Origin of the sequence: Herbaspirillum sp. alder98, assembly GCF_020179755.1 — a bacterium.
In the GTDB taxonomy this organism is placed as follows: domain Bacteria; phylum Pseudomonadota; class Gammaproteobacteria; order Burkholderiales; family Burkholderiaceae_D; genus Herbaspirillum.
In genome coordinates this window covers 401,796-420,627 of record NZ_JAIUCY010000003.1, presented here as the reverse complement: position 1 = coordinate 420,627, position 18,832 = coordinate 401,796, and the positions used below count along the sequence as shown (strand labels likewise).

General features: G+C 61.8%; 17 protein-coding genes. 10 read left to right on the top strand and 7 right to left on the bottom strand.

The features are described 5' to 3' along the window. Window positions 1-175: 175 nt before the first annotated feature. Window positions 176-1,543 (bottom strand): signal recognition particle protein, encoded by a 1,368-nt coding sequence (gene ffh, locus LBW87_RS09830; protein WP_225201265.1) that lies wholly within the window; start codon window positions 1,541-1,543, stop codon window positions 176-178. Between the two features lie 298 nt (window positions 1,544-1,841). Here ffh and LBW87_RS09825 point away from each other — a divergent pair, with 298 nt between their 5' ends. The 10 genes from LBW87_RS09825 to LBW87_RS09780 all read left to right on the top strand — a co-directional run bounded on the left by LBW87_RS09825 (window position 1,842) and on the right by LBW87_RS09780 (window position 13,001). Beyond that, window positions 1,842-2,801, top strand: coding sequence for an ABC transporter substrate-binding protein (locus LBW87_RS09825; RefSeq protein WP_225201264.1), 960 nt, complete (start codon window positions 1,842-1,844; stop codon window positions 2,799-2,801). A 10-nt stretch (window positions 2,802-2,811) separates the two neighbouring features. Continuing rightward, on the top strand, window positions 2,812-3,633 hold the full coding sequence (locus LBW87_RS09820) for an ABC transporter permease (protein WP_225201263.1): 822 nt from the start codon (window positions 2,812-2,814) through the stop codon (window positions 3,631-3,633). 1 nt (window position 3,634) lies between these two features. Beyond that, on the top strand, window positions 3,635-4,444 hold the full coding sequence (locus LBW87_RS09815; protein WP_225201262.1) for an ABC transporter ATP-binding protein: 810 nt from the start codon (window positions 3,635-3,637) through the stop codon (window positions 4,442-4,444). A 92-nt stretch (window positions 4,445-4,536) separates the two neighbouring features. After that, on the top strand, window positions 4,537-5,349 hold the full coding sequence (locus LBW87_RS09810; protein ID WP_225201261.1) for an inner membrane protein YpjD: 813 nt from the start codon (window positions 4,537-4,539) through the stop codon (window positions 5,347-5,349). Beyond that, window positions 5,346-5,648, top strand: a complete 303-nt coding sequence (locus LBW87_RS09805) for a PP0621 family protein (RefSeq protein ID WP_225201260.1) — start codon at window positions 5,346-5,348, stop codon at window positions 5,646-5,648. Before LBW87_RS09810 ends, LBW87_RS09805 begins: the two co-directional genes overlap by 4 nt. 2 nt (window positions 5,649-5,650) lie before the next feature. Beyond that, complete coding sequence (ampD, locus tag LBW87_RS09800) at window positions 5,651-6,277, top strand: 1,6-anhydro-N-acetylmuramyl-L-alanine amidase AmpD (protein WP_225201259.1); 627 nt, start codon at window positions 5,651-5,653, stop codon at window positions 6,275-6,277. Window positions 6,278-6,649: 372 nt separating this feature from the next. Beyond that, complete coding sequence (locus LBW87_RS09795; protein ID WP_225201258.1) at window positions 6,650-9,637, top strand: ribonucleoside-diphosphate reductase subunit alpha; 2,988 nt, start codon at window positions 6,650-6,652, stop codon at window positions 9,635-9,637. Window positions 9,638-9,791: 154 nt separating this feature from the next. Then, window positions 9,792-10,934 (top strand): ribonucleotide-diphosphate reductase subunit beta, encoded by a 1,143-nt coding sequence (locus LBW87_RS09790; RefSeq protein ID WP_225201257.1) that lies wholly within the window; start codon window positions 9,792-9,794, stop codon window positions 10,932-10,934. A gap of 499 nt (window positions 10,935-11,433) precedes the next feature. Continuing rightward, complete coding sequence (locus LBW87_RS09785; protein ID WP_225201256.1) at window positions 11,434-12,180, top strand: histone; 747 nt, start codon at window positions 11,434-11,436, stop codon at window positions 12,178-12,180. Between the two features lie 281 nt (window positions 12,181-12,461). After that, a complete protein-coding gene (locus LBW87_RS09780; protein ID WP_225201255.1) occupies window positions 12,462-13,001 on the top strand; it encodes a YggT family protein in 540 nt (179 codons plus the stop codon). A gap of 69 nt (window positions 13,002-13,070) precedes the next feature. On the opposite strand, the gene LBW87_RS09775 is transcribed toward LBW87_RS09780, so the two are convergent. From LBW87_RS09775 to accB, 6 genes are all read right to left on the bottom strand, one after another. Continuing rightward, entirely contained in the window at window positions 13,071-13,628 is a 558-nt protein-coding gene (locus tag LBW87_RS09775; protein WP_225201254.1) for a peroxiredoxin, read from the bottom strand. Between the two features lie 51 nt (window positions 13,629-13,679). Continuing rightward, entirely contained in the window at window positions 13,680-14,615 is a 936-nt protein-coding gene (locus tag LBW87_RS09770; RefSeq protein ID WP_225201253.1) for a carbohydrate kinase family protein, read from the bottom strand. Between the two features lie 58 nt (window positions 14,616-14,673). After that, window positions 14,674-15,825, bottom strand: coding sequence for a DUF3426 domain-containing protein (locus LBW87_RS09765; RefSeq protein ID WP_225201252.1), 1,152 nt, complete (start codon window positions 15,823-15,825; stop codon window positions 14,674-14,676). A gap of 4 nt (window positions 15,826-15,829) precedes the next feature. Next, a complete protein-coding gene (prmA, locus tag LBW87_RS09760; protein ID WP_225201251.1) occupies window positions 15,830-16,747 on the bottom strand; it encodes a 50S ribosomal protein L11 methyltransferase in 918 nt (305 codons plus the stop codon). Between the two features lie 6 nt (window positions 16,748-16,753). Beyond that, complete coding sequence (accC, locus tag LBW87_RS09755; RefSeq protein WP_225201250.1) at window positions 16,754-18,130, bottom strand: acetyl-CoA carboxylase biotin carboxylase subunit; 1,377 nt, start codon at window positions 18,128-18,130, stop codon at window positions 16,754-16,756. Between the two features lie 172 nt (window positions 18,131-18,302). Further along, window positions 18,303-18,767 (bottom strand): acetyl-CoA carboxylase biotin carboxyl carrier protein, encoded by a 465-nt coding sequence (gene accB / locus LBW87_RS09750; RefSeq protein ID WP_225201249.1) that lies wholly within the window; start codon window positions 18,765-18,767, stop codon window positions 18,303-18,305. Between the last annotated feature and the right edge of the window lie 65 nt (window positions 18,768-18,832).

The following is an 18,832-nucleotide window of genomic DNA, read 5'->3' as shown; positions in this document are numbered from 1 at the left end:
CACGCAAGTATTTTCTAATGCTTTTCCGTGTAAAACTGCGGCGAAACAACGAGCCTGGTCGATTCGGCGTCAAGCCGCGCCGGTAAAGGGATCGCGGCGGATCGAAGGGGCCCCGCCGGCGCACAAAAAAGGGCTCCGGATGGAGCCCTTGATCGGTGACCGGATGTCGCCTTTTTCAGCGCATGCCCGGCAGCATGCCCTTCATGTTGCGCATCATCTTCATCATGCCGCCGCCCTTGAGCTTCTTCATCATCGACTGCATCTGCTCGAACTGCGCCAGCATGCGGTTGACTTCCTGCACCTGCACGCCGGCGCCGGTGGCGATGCGGCGCTTGCGGGCGGCCTTGATCAGCTCCGGCTTGGCGCGCTCGGCCGGGGTCATCGAGTTGATCATCCCTTCCATGCGGCGCACCTGCTTTTCGGCCTGGTCCATGTTGGCGTTGCCGGCTGCGGCCTGCATCTGCGCGGGCAGCTTGTCGAGCAAGCCGGTCAGGCCGCCCATCTTCTTCATCTGCGACAGCTGTGCCTTGAAGTCATTCAGGTCGAACTTGCCGCCGCCCTTGATCTTGTGCGCCAGGTCTTGCGCTGCCGCGACGTCGACGCCTTTGCGCGCTTCTTCCACCAGCGCCAGGATGTCGCCCATGCCGAGGATACGATTGGCCATGCGCGACGGATCGAACGCCTCCAGGCCGTCGAGCTTCTCGGCCACGCCGGCGAACTTGATCGGCTTGCCGGTGATATGGCGCACCGATAAGGCCGCGCCGCCGCGCGAGTCACCGTCGAGCTTGGTCAGCACGATACCGGTCAGCGGCAAGGCGTCGCTGAAGGCGCGGGCGGTGTTGATGGCGTCCTGGCCCAGCATGGCGTCGACCACGAACAGCGTTTCGATCGGCTTGATGGCGCCGTGCACGGCGCGGATCTCGTCCATCATGGCCTGGTCGATGCCCAGGCGGCCGGCGGTATCGACGATCAGCACGTCGTGGTGGTGCTTCTTGGCGTAATCCAGCGCGGCCAGGGCGATGTCGACCGGCTTGTCGGTCGGCTGGCTGGGGAAGAAGTCGGCGCCGGCCTGGGCGGTGACCGTCTGCAACTGGCCGATGGCGGCCGGACGATAGACGTCGGCCGAGACCGTCAGCACTTTTTTCTTGGTGTTCTCGCGCAGGTACTTGGCCAGCTTGCCCACGGTGGTGGTCTTGCCGGCGCCCTGCAGGCCGGCCATCAGGATGATCGCTGGCGGCTGCGTGGCGAAATTGAGCTGCGACGCCTCGGGGCCGAGATCGGCGCCCATCAGGCTGGCCAGCTCGCGCTGCACCACACCCACCAGCGCCTGGCCTGGCGTGAGCGAACCGATCACGTCCTCGCCCAGGGCCTTTTCCTTGACCTTGGCAATGAATTCGCGCACCGCCGGCAGGGCGACGTCGGCCTCGAGCAGCGCCAGGCGCACTTCGCGCAGCATCTCGGCGGTGTTGGCCTCGGTCAGGCGCGCCTCGCCGCGCATGGTTTTGACGACTTTGGCGAGGCGTTGGGTCAGATTGTCTAGCATGGCTGTGATCTTGGAAGTGGGGCCGACGGCGAGTGTTTTTAGGGCCTGTTTACATCAGGCCCTACTCGGTCGAGATTGTTCGGACAATCTGCCATTTTACCCGATGAACCCTGGCCGCAGCGGCCTGCCGGCACTGGTCGCGGCGAGTTACGGGTAAGACACAGCTTGTCCTGCGCTGGCACATTGTGTATACAGAGGATGTTTTTCCAGGCGCAAGCCCCCACAAGGGGCATCAGAAAAGGTCCAGAGACAGCCGCAGCGCAGCGGTCCAGAACATAAACGCACGAGGAGAATGGAAATGCAAAAGAAACTGATCGCCCTGGCCCTGCTGGCAGGCACCGGCTTTTCGGCCACCAGCCATGCCGCCGATGAAGTGATCCGCTTGGGTAACCTGAAGTTCGCCCACTATGGGGCAGTGTCGTATATCAAGGAAATCGCCCCCAAGTGTGGCATCAAGGTCGACGAAAAGGTGTTCGCCAAGGGCCCTGACGTGATGCAGGGCATCCTGGCCGGCGAACTCGACGTCGGCACCACCGCCTCCGAAGCGGCCATCTCGGGCCGCGCCAATGGCGCCCCGATCTACGTGGTGGCCGGCTTTGCCAAGGGCGGCGCGCGACTGGTGTCGGGCAAGGACTCCGGCATCAAGTCGGTCAAGGACCTCAAGGGCAAGAAGGTGGGCGTCACCCGCGGTGGCATCCATGAAGTGCTGCTCGACGCCGAACTGGGCCAGAACGGCCTCACGCCCAAGGATGTGACCATCGTCTACCTGGCCTTTGCCGATCTCAACCAGGCGCTGCTGGGCAAGAACATCGACGCCATGATGCAGAGCGAGCCGCAATCCTCGCAGGCCATCAACAAGGGTTTCGGGGTGGAAGTGATGAAGCCCTATGACACCCCCATCGGCGAGCCGGTGCGCACCATGGTGATGACCGAGAAATTCTATAAAGAGCAGCGTCCGCTGGCCGAGAAGTTCATGCGCTGCTTCCTGCAGGCCACCAAGACCTTCATCGACAACAAGGAAGTGGCCGAGAAATACGTGCGCGAAGTCATCTTCAAGAACCAGATCACCAAGGAAGACTTCTACGACGCCATCGGCAATTCACCCTATGCCTATGACATCACCGCCGAGCACATCCAGGTAACCACCGACACCATGGCCAAGTACGGCACCGGCAAGATGGCCAAGCCGCCATTGGCCAAGGATTGGGTCAAGACCGACCTGCTCGACGAAGCCAAGAAAAGCATGAACCTCAAATAAGGACGGCGTCATGGCAAAGCAGAAGAATGGGGGAGTCCTGCAGGGCTTGCTGGTGCCGGTGATCGTCCTGGCGTTGTGGGAAGGGGCGTCGCGCGCGGGGTGGATCAATCCGCTGGTGCTGCCCTCGCCCTGGGCAGTGCTGCACAAGTGGTTCGAATATGCCGCACCGGCCAAGCCTTACGACGCCAGCCAGGGGAGCTGGCTGGCCTGGCTGTTTTCGGGCGAGCTGATACTGGACGCCATCGGCAGTCTGTACCGGGTGGTCGTGGGCTTCCTGATCGGGGCCGGCCTGGCGTTGCCGCTGGGTTTGCTGATGGGGTCCAGCCAGCGCATCTATGGCCTGATGAACCTGACGGTACAGGTAGTGCGGCCGATTCCGCCAATCGCCTATATCCCGCTGGCGATCCTCTGGTTCGGGCTGGGTAATCCACCGGCGTTGTTCCTGATCTCGCTGGGGGCGTTCTTCCCGGTGCTGATGAATACCATCGCCGGCGTGCGCCAGGTCGACAGCATCTACCTGCGGGCGGCGCGCAACCTGGGCGCCAACCAGCGCACCCTGTTCCTGCGGGTGATGCTGCCGGCTTCGGTGCCGTATATCCTCTCGGGGGTGCGGATCGGCATCGGCACCGCCTTCATCGTGGTGATCGTGGCCGAGATGATTGCGGTCAGCAACGGCCTCGGCTTCCGGATCATGGAGGCGCGCGAGTATTTCTGGTCCGACAAGATCATTGCCGGCATGATCACCATCGGCCTGCTGGGCCTGGCGATCGACCTCGGCATGAGCCGCCTGAACAATTACATGCTGCGCTGGCATCGCGGGCTGGAGAACTGAGATGAACACCAAGCAATCTTCACCGCGCATCGTGGTCTCGGGTGTGCACAAGGTATTCCAGACCGACGAGCGCGAGGTGGTGGCGCTCAAGGACATCAACCTCGAAATTCCCGACGGCCAGTTCGTCTGCCTGCTGGGGCCTTCCGGCTGCGGCAAGTCGACGCTGCTCAACGCCATTGCGGGCTTTGCCCTGCCCACGGCCGGCAGCATCACCGCCGACGGCCGCGAGGTGAGCGAGCCGGGGCCGGATCGCGGCATGGTGTTCCAGGAATACGCGTTGTTTCCCTGGATGACGGTCGAGCAGAACGTGGCCTTCGGGCTCGAAATCAAAGGCGTTTCGCGCGAGCAGATCGAGGCCCGCGTGACGCAGTTGCTCGACAAGCTCGGCCTGATCGACTTTCGCCGTCGTTTTCCCAAGGACCTGTCCGGGGGCATGCGCCAGCGGGTGGCAATCGCCCGGGTCCTGGCGCTGGATTCGCCGATCATGCTGATGGACGAACCGTTCGGCGCGCTCGATGCCCTCACGCGCCGCAATCTGCAGGATGAATTGCTGCGGATCTGGGACGAGTTCAGGAAGACCATCGTGTTCGTCACGCACAGTATCGAAGAAGCCATCTACCTGGCCGACCGTATCGTGGTGATGACCTATCGTCCCGGCACCATCAAGCGCGACATCGTAGTCGACCTGCCACGCCTGCGCGACCCGGCCGCACCCGAGTTCAATGCCTTGAAGCGCGAGCTCGGCCAACTGGTGATGGAAGAGCAGCAACGCCATCACCATGCCGAAATGAAGGCGGCGGCGGTCGACTGAGGGGGCGGTGCGTTGCTGACAGCGGCCTCTCTATATAGTAGAGGCCGCTGCCCGGCAGCAGGGAGCGGGCCGACTTGGTGTAAACTTAGCCGATGCAAACCTATTTTTTCATCCTGGCCGCGTTGTTCTATATTGGCTGCACCTTCCTGCCATCGGAACGGCGCAACACGGTGTCGCTGGGCATCGTGATCGGTTGGGTGCTGCACGGTGGCGCGCTCCTGAGCGACATGTTTGCCGCCGAAGCCATGCGGGTCGGTTTCGCCGTGATGCTGTCGGCCACGCTGTGGATCTCGGTGGCGGCCTACTGGCTGGAAAATCGCAATTTCTCCCTCGATAGCATGCGTGTGCTGGTGTTGCCGGTGGCCGCCATATCGGTGCTGTTGCCCAGCATATTCCCGGGCAACATGGTGCCGCTGGCCGGCAAGTCCGAATGGTTCCTGGCGCATATCGGCATCTCGATCCTGGCCTACAGCACGCTCACCATCGCCGCTTTCCATGCGGTCCTGATGGTGCTGCAGGAGTCGCGCCTGCATACCCGCCCGGGGCCGGCGGCCGGCAATAGCTGGTTCGGCGCGGCACTGGACCGCCTGCCGGCGCTGTTGACGATGGAAAAACTGCTGTTCCGCCTGATCGGTTTCGGTTTCGTGCTGTTGACGCTGACGGTGCTGTCGGGCGTCGGTTTTTCCGAGCAATTGTTCGGCACGCCTTTCCGCTGGGACCACAAGACCATGTTTACGCTGCTGTCGTGGCTGCTGTTCGGGCTGTTGCTGGCGGGCAGGCGTTGGCAGGGCTGGCGCGGCCGGACCGCGCTATCGTTCACCCTGGCGGGATTCGCCATTCTTTTATTGGCCTATGTGGGCAGCCGTTTCGTACTCGAAGTCGTGCTGCACCGGGTACTGACATGAAATATCTGATCTGGCTGGTCGTGCTGCTGGCCGTGGTGGTGTGGTTCCAACGCGCCAAGAAGTCGATCCTGCGTGGTGGCGACCGCAGCGGTGGCGCCGGCGCCGGCGCCGAGCCGATGGGCGAGAGCGGCGCGGTGCCGCCCAAGGCCAAGCGTTTTCGCCGTACCGCCGACAGCGGCGCCGAGACCATGGTGCAATGTGCGCACTGCGGCATTCATTTTCCGGTGTCCGAGGCCGTCACGCACGCTTCCGGTGCGTTGTATTGCTCCGAAGAACACCGCCGCCTGGCGTCGTTCTGAAAATGAACGATCCCGTCGTCCCCGTGATCGATGACGATGGCTGGTACAGCGCGGCGCGGCGTGAGCCTTCGCCGAACTGCGACGAGCGGCCCGAGGGCAGCGTCGCCGAGCTGCTGGTGATCCACAATATCAGCCTGCCGCCGCGCGAATTCGGCGGACCCTATATCGCCGACCTGTTCTGCAACCGGCTCGACTACCAGGTCCATCCTTATTTCGACCAGTTACGGCCGTTGCGGGTGTCGGCCCATTTCCTGATCCGGCGCGATGGCGAGGTGGTGCAGTTCGTGGCCGCCCACCGCCGTGCCTGGCATGCCGGGGTGTCCGAGTTCGAAGGGCGCCAGCGCTGCAACGATTTTTCGATCGGTATCGAGCTTGAAGGCAGTGACTTCGATCCCTTTGCAGCGGCCCAATATCCCGCGCTGGTGCGCCTGACGGCTGCGCTGCAGGCGCGCTATCACCTGCGCTGCGTGACCGGCCACGAACATATCGCACCGGGGCGCAAGACCGACCCCGGGCCGTTTTTCGACTGGCAGCAATACCATGACGCCACCAGGGAAATTATTAACCCGGCGCAATTGCGCTTCGCTGCGGGCGTTGGCGAAAGTCAAGCGGGCGGGTTAGAAAAATAGCAGAAATAGCAGTTGCATACGCCAGGACGCGATACTAGAATTAGTCCCAATCGTTCTTTTGGTACTAGATGTAGTGTTTTCTGGAAGTGAATTTGTACCGGGCCCTCATCCACGAAGGTCCACATGGCAGTGCTTCAGAAGGTGAAAGGTTCGTGAGGCAGCAACCAAGTCCTACAACGTCTCGCTATCCCCTTTTTTCCAGCGTTCTCATCGGTTTCAAGCAGGTTTGCGTCATCATGAATGTCCGCGCAAGGGGATAGGCATTGGTGGCCGCATCGATCATTCGCGAATCCCGGCCAAGTCGGGATTTACAGATTGTGCAATCTCAGGGCGGTCCATTCGACTGTCCGACTTAAAGTTCAAGGAGGCTAAGTGCGCTCAACTCAAGAAATTTCCGCCAAATCCCCTGCAGCATTTGGTGTTGCCTCATCCCAGGATGCGTCCGACGCGTCCCAGGCCGGTTCGGTCAAGGCTGCCGGACTCGGTGAATACCGTATCATCCGCCGCAATGGCGCGGTGGTCGGTTTCGAGCCATCCAAGATTTCCATCGCCGTGACCAAGGCCTTCCTGGCGGTCAATGGCGGTCAAGGCGCCGCTTCGGCGCGCGTGCGTGAAATGGTCGAGCAATTGACCGATAGCGTGGTGTCGGCGCTGGTGCGCCGCCAGCCCACCGGTGGCACTTTCCATATCGAAGATATCCAGGACCAGGTCGAACTGGCCCTGATGCGTTCGGGCGAGCATGACGTTGCCCGCGCCTACGTGCTGTACCGTGCCAAGCGCATGGAAGAGCGTGCCCAGCAGCAAGGTGCTGCCGCCGCCAAGACCGACGCTGCCGCACCCCAGCTCAATGTGGTCGATGGCGGTCGTAGCCGTCCGCTCGACATCGCCGAAGTGCGCGCGCTGATCGCGGCTGCCTGCGTCGGCCTGGAAAAGCACGTCGACGCCGAAGCCATCCTGGCCGAGACGGTCAAGAACCTGTACGACGGCGTGCCCGTCGAAGAGCTGTACAAGTCCGCCATCCTGGCTGCCCGCGCGCTGATGGAAAAGGACCCTGCCTACAGCCAGGTGACCTCGCGTCTGCTGATGCATACCATCCGCAAGGAAGTGTTCGGCCACGAAGTCGCGCAAGCCGATGCGCCGGCCGAGTACCTCGAATACTTCGGCAAGTACATCAAGAAGGGTATCGACGCCGAATTGCTCGACACCAAGCTGGGTCAGTTCGACCTGGCCAAGCTGGCCGCTGCCATCAAGCCCGAGCGCGATCTGCAATTTGGCTACATCGGCCTGCAGACCCTGTATGACCGCTACTTCCTGCATATCCAGGGCACCCGCATCGAAATGCCGCAGGCGTTCTACATGCGCGTGGCGATGGGCCTGTCGCTCAATGAAGTGAACCGCGAAGACCGCGCCATCGAGTTCTACGACCTGCTGTCGTCGTTCGACTTCATGAGCTCGACCCCGACCCTGTTCAACTCGGGCACCCTGCGTTCGCAATTGTCGTCGTGCTACCTGACCACCGTCTCGGACGACCTCGAAGGCATCTACGACGCCATCAAGGAAAACGCCCTGCTGGCCAAGTTCGCCGGCGGCCTGGGTAACGACTGGACCCCGGTGCGTGCACTGGGCGCCCACATCAAGGGTACCAACGGCAAGTCGCAAGGCGTGGTGCCTTTCCTGAAGGTGGTCAACGATACCGCCGTGGCAGTCAACCAGGGCGGCAAGCGCAAGGGCGCGGTCTGCGCCTACCTGGAAACCTGGCACATGGACATCGAGGAATTCCTCGAACTGCGCAAGAACACCGGTGACGATCGCCGTCGTACCCACGACATGAATACGGCCAACTGGATTCCCGACCTGTTCATGAAGCGCGTGATGGAAAAGGGCGAGTGGACCCTGTTCTCGCCCTCCGACACGCCCGACCTGCACGACAAGTTCGGTCGCGCCTTCGAAGAGGCCTACACCGGCTACGAGGCGCGTGCCGCCCGTGGCGAGATCAAGGTCTTCAAGAAGATCCAGGCCAACGACCTGTGGCGCAAGATGCTGTCGATGCTGTTCGAAACCGGCCACCCATGGATCACCTTCAAGGATCCGTGCAACATCCGTTCGCCGCAGCAACACGTGGGCGTGGTCCACAGCTCCAACCTGTGCACCGAGATCACTCTGAACACCAACGAGTCCGAGATCGCCGTGTGCAACCTGGGTTCGGTCAACCTGCCGGCCCACCTGGTCAATGGCGAGCTCGACCACGTCAAGCTGCAGAAGACGGTTCGCACCGCCATGCGCATGCTCGACAACGTGATCGACATCAATTACTACGCGGTCAAGAAGGCACGTGACTCGAACCTGCGTCACCGTCCGGTGGGCATGGGCATCATGGGCTTCCAGGACTGCCTGCACGTCAAACGCGTGCCTTACGCCTCCAAGGATGCGGTCGAGTTTGCCGATCGTTCGATGGAAGCCGTCTGCTACTACGCTTACTGGGCCTCGACCGAGCTGGCCGAAGAGCGCGGCCGTTACACTTCCTACCGCGGTTCGCTGTGGGATCGTGGCATCCTGCCGCAGGACTCGCTCAAGCTGCTGGCCGAAGAACGCGGTGGCTACCTCGAGACCGACAGCTCCGAGAGCATGGACTGGACCGCCCTGCGTGCACGTATCGCCGAGCATGGCATGCGCAACTCGAATTGCGTGGCGATCGCCCCGACGGCCACCATCTCCAACATCATCGGCGTGTCGGCTTGCATCGAACCGACCTACCAGAACCTGTATGTGAAGTCGAACCTGTCGGGCGAATTCACCGAAATCAACGAGTACCTGGTGCGCGACCTGAAGGCCCGTGGCCTGTGGGACGAAGTGATGGTCGCCGACCTCAAGTATTTCGACGGCAGCCTGGCCAAGATCGATCGCGTGCCGCAGGACCTGCGCGACATCTACGCCACCGCCTTCGAAGTGGATCCGTCGTGGCTGGTCGAAGCCGCCTCGCGTCGCCAGAAATGGATCGACCAGGCGCAGTCGCTCAACATCTACATGGCCGGTGCATCGGGCAAGCGCCTGGATGAGACCTACAAGCTGGCATGGTTGCGTGGCCTCAAGACCACCTATTACCTGCGCACCATCGGCGCCACCCACACCGAGAAGTCCACTTCGCGTGCCGGTGCGTTGAATGCGGTGGGTGTGGATGGTGGCGTCGGCGGCGGCATGTCGTCGGCTCCGGCAGTGCCGGCCGCGCAGATCGCCTCGGCTGCTGCCGCGACCAGCGCCTACGTCATGCCCAATCCGGGCGCGACCATCGAAGCGGATGGTCCGGTGTGCACCATGCGCCCCGGCGACGCCGGTTTCGAAGAGTGCGAGGCCTGCCAGTAACATTTAGAATCCGCCCGGGGGCAACCCCGGGCAGTCTTCACAGCCGGCGCATTACGGTGAACTTCACCGGATGCGCCGTTGTCACCTTGAAGATGCCCGTGCGCGGCAAGGCCGCGAGAGCGCATCATTGAACACATAGTAAAGAGGAACAGACATGCTTTCTTGGGACGACGAAGCAGGCGCGAAAGTCGCAGCGCCGCGACATCCACAACCACAACACCTGGCCGACGCCGCATTGAACCCGACGCTGGTGGGCCAGGATGCGCCGGTCGACACCACCATGCGCGTCAACGCCGCCGACAAGCGCATCATCAACGGCCACACCGACGTCAACCAGCTGGTGCCGTTCAAGTACAAGTGGGCCTGGGACAAGTACCTGGCCGGTTGCGCCAACCACTGGATGCCGCAAGAAATCAACATGCAGCGCGACATCGAATTGTGGAAGAGCCCCAATGGCCTGACCGATGACGAACGCCGCCTGGTCAAGCGCAACCTTGGCTTCTTCGTCACCGCCGATTCGCTGGCCGCCAACAACATCGTGCTGGGCACCTATCGCCACATCACCGCGCCCGAGTGCCGCCAGTACCTGCTGCGCCAGGCGTTCGAAGAAGCGATCCACACCCACGCCTACCAGTACATCGTCGAGTCGCTGGGCCTGGACGAAGCGGAGATCTTCAACGCGTATCACGAAGTCAAATCGATTCGCGACAAGGATGAGTTCCTGATCCCGTTCATCAATACGCTGACCGATCCTGCCTTCACCACCGGCACCACCGAGAACGACCAGAAGCTGTTGAAGTCGCTGATCGTTTTTGCCTGCATCATGGAAGGCCTGTTCTTCTATGTTGGCTTCACCCAGATCCTGGCGCTGGGTCGTCAGAACAAGATGATGGGTGCGGCAGAACAGTACCAATACATCCTGCGCGACGAGTCGATGCACTGCAACTTCGGCATCGATCTGATCAACACCGTGAAGATGGAAAATCCGCATCTGTGGACGCCCGAGTTCCGCGACGAAATCAAATCGTTGTTTTTAAGCGCGGTAGAGTTGGAATATCGTTACGCAGAGGATACAATGCCGCGAGGCGTGCTCGGGTTGAACGCGCCGATGTTCAAGGGTTACCTCCGATTCATTGCTAATCGTCGCGCACAGCAAATCGGTTTGGACCCATTGTTCGCACAAGAAGAAAATCCGTTCCCGTGGATGAGCGAGATGATCGATCTGAAGAAGGAGCGCAACTTCTTCGAGACACGAGTCATCGAATACCAGACCGGGGGCGCGTTGAGTTGGGAATGAAGTGCAGTCTCCTCAGTGCCCTTTAGCGAGACATGTTGCACAACGTTAGTCGGGTAGCTTGCAAGATACCCGGCTGACGAAACTGAAAGGCGATCGCCAATTTAATGAACAGTCAGAGACCGAATCGTTCTTCTCTGTTATTGCCGCTCACCCCCTTTGTGTCGGGTCGGGCGGCTTTTCCTTTGAAAAACCCTAAGGTTTTTCGGGAGTGCTATTCCGACGCTGGCGTCTGAGAACGCTGGCGTTTTTTTTGGCCTAACGCCTCCCTTCGTGTCGACGGACCGCCCGATGTGCGGATTCGCCCGGGGATGGCAAGCCAGATAGCTGAAGCGCAGCATAGGTAAGGGGATGCTGCAGTTCAGCTGGTGCCGAATTCATTAGCGCAAGCGAAAGGCAATGCTTGTGCCGATGAATAATCCGCCTGTGTCATCGCGATGGCGCGGGAGGGTTTCTTATATCAAGCTTGATTTTTTCCATCACGTGAAGAAGGAGAAACAAAATGGCAACAGCAGCAAAGAAGCCAGCAGCCAAGAAGCCGGCTGCCAAGAAGCCGGTAGCCGCCAAGGCAGCCGCTCCAAAGAAGGCGGTCGCCGCCAAGAAGCCGGTCGCCGCCGCTAAGGCAGCAGCACCGAAGAAGGCAGTCGCTACCAAGGCAGCAGCAAAGCCGGTCGCGAAGAAGGCAGCCGCTCCGAAGAAGGCAGCAGCACCGAAGAAGGCAGTCGCTGCCAAGAAGCCGGTCGCCGCCAAGAAGGTAGCAGCACCGAAGAAGGCAGTCGCAGCGAAGAAGCCAGTCGCCGCCAAGAAGGCAGCAGCACCGAAGAAGGCAGTCGCTGCCAAGAAGCCGGTCGCCGCCAAGAAGGCAGCAGCACCGAAGAAGGCCGTCGCAGCGAAGAAGCCAGTCGCCGCCAAGGCAGCAGCACCGAAGAAGGCAGTCGCTGCCAAGAAGCCGGTCGCCGCCAAGAAGGTAGCAGCACCGAAGGCAGCCGCCAAGCCTGCAGCCAAGGCCGCACCGAAGGCAGCAGCAAAGCCTGCAGCCAAGGCAGCACCGAAGGCCGCGGCAAAGCCGGCAGCCAAGGCAGCAGCTAAGCCAGCAGTGGCCGCCAAGCCAGCAGCAGCCAAGAAGGCGGTTGCCGCAAAAAAGCCGGTGGCTAAGCCCGCAGCCGCAGCACCAGCCTCCGCTTCGGCGAAGACTGTGCTGAATCCGGCCGCGGCTTGGCCGTTCCCGACTGGCACCACCCGTCCTTAATCAGGGCGTGTCTGCCGCCTGATCTTCTTCAGGCAAAATCCGCTGGGTGGCCTCGCGCCATGCAGCGGATTTTTTTTGCCCGCGCCAAGCACTCCCGCAGCGCATTTATATCGACATCGGCCAGTCGACGGGATTGGAAATGGCCGCCGCAGCACCATATGAACGACTGCTGGCGATTACGCAAAAATAGATACTTGGCGATTGCGCCAATGCCATCTAGTATGTGCGTGCGCGTCAAAACCTGTCCGCATCCACCGATTTGTTAATGACGGAGATCCCCTGTGCTGCATAGTATTTTCATGTTGATCGTCGACGCCGTGGCCAGCATCCTGGCCGGTGTCATGCTGCTGCGCTTCTGGGTACAGGTGGTGCGGGTGCGTCCACCGCAGGCAGTCGGGCAGTTCGTCTATCAGCTCTCGGATTGGCTGGTCAAGCCGCTGCGTCGCATCATGCCAGGTGGCGCCTATGACTGGGCCAGCCTGGTGGGTGCCTTCCTGATCGTGCTGCTGTCGATCGTCGCCGCCGTCGGTTTTGACACCGGCTTCGACTTCAAGACCATCCTGCTGTTGTCGCTGATCCGCTTCTTCCAGTGGATCTTCTATGGCTTCATGGCCACGCTGATCATCGAGGCCGTGTTCAGCTGGGTCAATCCGCAGGCGCCGCTGGCGCCCTTCGTGCGGGCGCTCAATGAACCGCTGCTGCGTCCGCTGCGCCGCATTATCCCGCTGGTCGGCGGGGTTGACCTGTCGCCACTGGCGGCGCTGATCCTGTTGCAGATTGCAGTGCGGGTGGTCAGCACCTTGCTGTTATCGCTGGCCTGACCGTCCGTCGCGCCCATAAAAAAACCGGACCAGCGTCAAGCTGGTCCGGTTTTTTATTGCCCTGGTCGATTACTGTTTTTTCTTGCCCGACCATTGCTCCAGTGCGTGCATGGTGTTCTCGACGTGCTTCTCGGGATTCATGTCGGTGTATTCGTAGATCACCGAGCGGTCGGGTGCAATCACGTACGAGGTGCGGCTGGCGCGTTCGGCATTCTTGTTCAGGACCGAGTCATAGGCTTTCATGACCTTCTGGTCGACATCGGCGACTACCGCAAACTTGCTACGGCAGGCGCTGACCGAAAACTTGTTGAGCGTTTCGATGTTGTCGGCCGATACCCCGATCACGGTCGCCCCCAATGCCTTGTAGCGATCGGTGGCTTCGGCGAACAGGTGCGCCTCGACGGTGCAGCCGGCGGTGAACGCCGCCGGGTAGAAGTACAGCACCACCGGGCCATTCTTCAGCGCCGAGGCCAGCGAGAAGGTCGAGACCTGGCCGCCGAGCGACGACGGTGCCGAGAAATCAGGTGCCTTCTCGCCCGGCTTGAGTACTGCCCCGGCCGGCGCGGCCGTCAGGACTGCGGCGACCAGCAAGGGTAGGGCAAACAACGACGACAGTGACTTGGACATGCGACGCTCCTCCTGGAAACATTCGATGATGCAGTGCCGACCCGGTCAGGGTCAGCCGAAACGATAGCCGAATACCTGCTGGAATCGATCTTCGATCTCGGCCTTGGACGGCGCATGGTTCTGCGGCCCTTGCGACTCGATCTTGATGGCGCCCATCAGGCTGGCCAGACGGCCTGTAGTGGGCCAGTCGAAGCCTTCGGTCAGACCATACAGCATGCCGGCACGGAATGCATCGCCGCAACCGGTGGGGTCGGCGATGGTGGCGGCTGGCACCACGGGAATATCGATCTTGTTGCCGCCGTGATAGATCTCGGCGCCCAGTTCGCCGCGCGTGACGATCAGGGCCGACACCCGCTCGGCGATCTGCTGCAGCGACAGGCCGGTACGGGCGGTCAGCAGTTCGGCTTCGTAATCGTTGACGGCCACATAGGTTGCCAGGTCGATGAAATGCTTGAGGTCGTTACCGTCGAACATCGGCATGCCTTGACCCGGATCGAAGATCAGCGGGATCGACAGCGCCGCAGCCTGTTCCGCGTGTTGCAGCATGCCGTCGCGGCCATCCGGCGCGACGATGGCAAACTTGACTGCGCCCGCATCGGCGACCTTGTTTTCATGCGAGAAACTCATCGCGCCCGGGTGAAAGGCGGTGATCTGGTTGCTGCTGGCATCGGTGGTGATGAAGCATTGTGCCGTGAAGGACGATTCCACCACGCGGATACAATGGGTCGGCATGTCCAGCTTGGCCAGGTGTTCCAGGTAAGGCGCGCTATCCAGGCCGACGGTGGCCATCACCACCGGTTCGCCGCCGAGCAGCTTGAGGTTGTAGCCGATATTGCCGGCGCAGCCGCCAAACTCGCGGCGCATGGTGGGCACCAGGAACGAGACATTGATCTTGTGCAACTGGTCGGCCAGCAGCGCGTCGGCAAAGCGACCTTCGTACTGCATGATGTTGTCGTAGGCGAGCGAGCCGCAGATCAATGAACTCATGGGATGGTGTGAAAGAAAGTTGAGGAATGCCGCATTGTAGAAGAAAGCGGCGTGACTTTCAGGGATAAAACAGATAGATGCGATATCCCGACACCAGGGCGTTGTCGAGTTCGAAGGTCAGCTTGACCAGTTGTTCGCTGCCGGCGCCGATGCCGTTGTCGATCTGCTGGGCGCCGGGCAGGTAATCTCGCGGGCGGAAAACCCGGCGGACCACTGGTTTTTCATCGTCATTGTTGAGCGTGAGCTCGATGGCAGGCCAGGCCTGCGCGCTGGCGCTGCGGTTGCGCAGCAGCAGCGAGAGCGCATAGATGTTCTGGTTGGGCGGCACCACCTGGAGCTCGTTGGACTCCAGTGACAACTGGTCGATTTCTGCCGGCACGCCGACGGTGCAATTGAAGGTGGCGCACATGCCGTTGAGCATCGGACGCAGCGCCGGGGCGCCGGCGGCGATCTGGTTGCGCCAGTAATAAGTGGCTTGCAGCAGCAGCAGGGGCACCATCACGGCGGCCAGCAGGATCATGGCGATCTGGGTGACATGTCCCACGCGGGCGCGGCGCTCGGCCTTCTTCACGAATTCGAGATCGTCCAGGGGCGCGGGTTCCGGCTCGGGTTCGATGTCGGCCTCGGGCTCGGGCTCGGGCTCGGTCGTGGTGTCATGCGGGTCATGCGGAGCATCGGCCTCGGACGTATCCCCAGGCCGCGACTGCCGATCATCTTCGTCCCCGGGCGCCGAGGGCTTGCTGGGCAACGGAAAATCGTCCGCCTCGGCCGTATTTTCGGTATCGACCGGGCGCAACGGCGCGCCCAGGTCAGGGATATAGCCGGGATTGTCGGGGGAGCGGAATACCTTGGGTTCAGGCACCAGTGGCAGTGGCGCATCGAGCGGCGGCGGCACCGTTGCCATCGGCATCGGCGCCGGGATTGGCTGGTCGAGCGGTGCCGGCGTGTTGACCACGGGCAGCGAATCGACCACCGGCGGTGCCGCAGTCACGGGCATGACGACCGGTGCCGGTGTGCCCGGCGGCAGCGCGCGGCTGCCCGGCGCGGGATGATAGAGGCCATCGCTGATGCCGGCCTCGACCAGATATTCGTTACCGTTGAAGACGTTCTTGCAACTGCCGCAGCGGACCAGGCCACCGCGCAGTTTGAGTTGATCGTTAGCGACCCTGAAGATGGTGAGGCATTGCGGACATTGGGTCGCCAGTGCCATGCACTTACTCCGGCAGGCGGCCTGCCAGCGCCACCCAGCCTTCGTGTTCGGCCCAGACGGTCAGGGCGATGTAGGGTGCATAAGCGGCGATGACTTCCTCGGCCTGGCGATCCAGCACGCCCGACAGCACCAGCGCACCGCCGGTGGCCACGCGTCCGGCCAGCATCGGCGCCATCACCTGCAGTGGGCCGGCCAGGATATTGGCCACCACGATACCGAAACGCTCGCCCTCCGGATAAAGCTGTGCAAAGGGTTCGGGCAGGAAGAAATCGATCTCGCAGTGGTTGCGCTGGGCGTTGTACTGGGCTGACTCCATGGCCTGCGGGTCGATGTCGACCCCGACTACCTTGGGCACACCCACCTTGGCCGCGACCAGCGCCAGGATGCCCGAGCCGCAACCATAGTCGAGCAGACGGCCGGTATCGGCGCTGGCGTTCGATTCGAGCCACTCCATGCACAACCGGGTAGTGGGATGACTGCCGGTGCCGAAGGCCAGGCCGGGGTCGAGTTCGAGGATCAGCGCATCGGCGACGTCCGGCGCATCGTGCCAGCTGGGTACCACCCAGATGCGTTGCCCGATATGGATCGGCTCGAACTGGGATTGCGTCAGGCGCACCCAGTCCTGCTCTTCAACATCGCGGGTGGCAAACGGCAAGGCGTAGTCGAGGCCGATGGCATGGGTGGCGTCAGCGACGATGGTGGCGTGGTCGGCATCGCGGCCGGCCAGCGCCACTACGCGACTGCGATCCCATGCCGCCTGTTGCGGCTCCATGCCCGGCTCGCCGAACAGGGGGCGCTCGGCCTCGGTGCCTTCGTCGGCGTCTTCCACCGACACCGACAGGGCGCCCGCATCCATCAAGGCGTCGGACAATGCCTCGGCCTGGTCACGTGCGACTTCGATGACGATTTCAACCCAGCCCATGGCGCATCACTTCTTGGTAGATTTGTCGGCGTCCGACGCAGGACGTTCAGACAGCTTATGTTCCAGATAATGGATATTGGTTCCGCCTTCGAAGAAACGGGCATCCACCATCAGTTCGCGGTGCAGCGGGATGTTGGTCGAGATACCCTCGACCACCATTTCCGACAGCGCGATCTGCATGCGGCGAATCGCCTGCTCACGGGTCGAGCCGTACGAGATCACCTTGCCGACCATCGAATCGTAGTTGGGCGGGACGAAATAACCGGAGTAGGCATGCGAATCGACGCGGATGCCGGGTCCACCCGGGACGTGCCATGCCGTGATGCGGCCGGGCGACGGAATGAACTTGAACGGGTCTTCGGCGTTGATGCGGCACTCGATGGCGTGGCCCTTGAGCTCGATGTCGCGCTGGCGATAACGCAGCTTTTCGCCGGCGGCAATGCGGATCTGCTCTTGCACGATGTCGACGCCGGTGATCATTTCGGTGACCGGGTGTTCGACCTGCACGCGGGTGTTCATCTCGATGAAATAGAACTCTTCGTTTTCGTACAGGAACTCGAAGGTGCCGGCGCCGCGGTAGTTCATCTTGCGGCAGGCTTCGGCGCAGCGTTCACCGATCTTCTCGATGATCTTGCGCGGGATGCCCGGCGCAGGTGCTTCCTCGATCACCTTCTGGTGGCGACGCTGCATCGAGCAGTCGCGTTCGCCCAGCCAGATGGCCTGCTTGTGTTCGTCGGCCAGGATCTGGATCTCGACGTGACGCGGATTCTCGAGATACTTCTCCATGTAGACCTCGGGATTGCCGAATGCCGCACCCGCCTCGGTCTTGGTCATGGTGACCGCATTGATCAGCGCTGCCTCGGTATGCACCACGCGCATGCCGCGACCACCGCCACCACCGGCGGCCTTGATGATCACCGGATAGCCGATCTTGCGTGCAATTTGCACGATTTCCTTCGCATTGTCGGGCAACGCACCTTCAGAGCCTGGCACGCACGGCACGCCGGCGCGGATCATGGCCTGCTTGGCCGAGACCTTGTCGCCCATCATGCGGATGTTTTCAGGACGTGGGCCAATGAAGACGAAGCCGGACTTTTCGACCCGTTCGGCGAAGTCCGCGTTTTCGGACAGGAAGCCGTAGCCCGGGTGGATCGCCTGGGCGTCGGTCACTTCAGCGGCGCTGATGATGGCCGGCATGTTCAGGTAGGACAGGGCCGAGGGCGCAGGTCCGATGCAGACCGACTCGTCGGCCAGCTTCACGTATTTGGCTTCGCGGTCGGCCTCGGAGTGCACGACCACGGTCTTGATGCCCATCTCGCGGCAGGCGCGCTGGATACGCAGGGCAATTTCGCCACGGTTGGCGATCAGTATTTTTTCAAACATAGCAGGAGAGAGGCGTCGCCAAATCAAGCGTTATAAAGATCCGGATGGCGGGATTGCGCGCCGCGCGGCATCAATGGCCGCGCTGGCAGGGCTGCAGATTCCACTTCAGGCCGCCTGTGGGGCGGCGCCATCCGACTAAGCCGGGATTGCCTTGTGCTGCGTCGGCGACTGCTTAGCCGATCAGGAACAGTGGCTGGCCGAATTCTACCGGCTGGCCGTTTTCGACCAGGATCTGCTTGATCACGCCGCCCTTGTCCGAGTCGATCTCGTTCAACAGTTTCATGGCTTCGATCAGGCACAGGGTGTCGCCTTCCTTGACTTCCTTGCCGACTTCGACGAATGCCGGGGCGCCTGGCGCCGAGGCGCGGTAGAAGGTGCCGACCATGGGCGACTTCACGATGTGGCCTTCAGGCACTGCCGGTGCGGCTGGCGCTGCAGGAGCGGCGGCCGGCGCTGCAGCCAGCGGCGCGGCCACTGGTGCGTAGGCTTGCTGCTGGGGCATCATCACCAGCTGGTTCTGCGCATTCGGGGAAGATTTGACGATTCTGACCTTGCTTTCGCCTTCAGTGACTTCAAGCTCTTCGATGGCCGATTCTGCAACCAGGTCGATCAGTGTCTTGAGTTTTCGTAAATCCATTTGAATCCCTCGGAATTGTGATGAGTTTTAAATAATCGCCGACCGTTCATGGCGGTCGGCAGTAT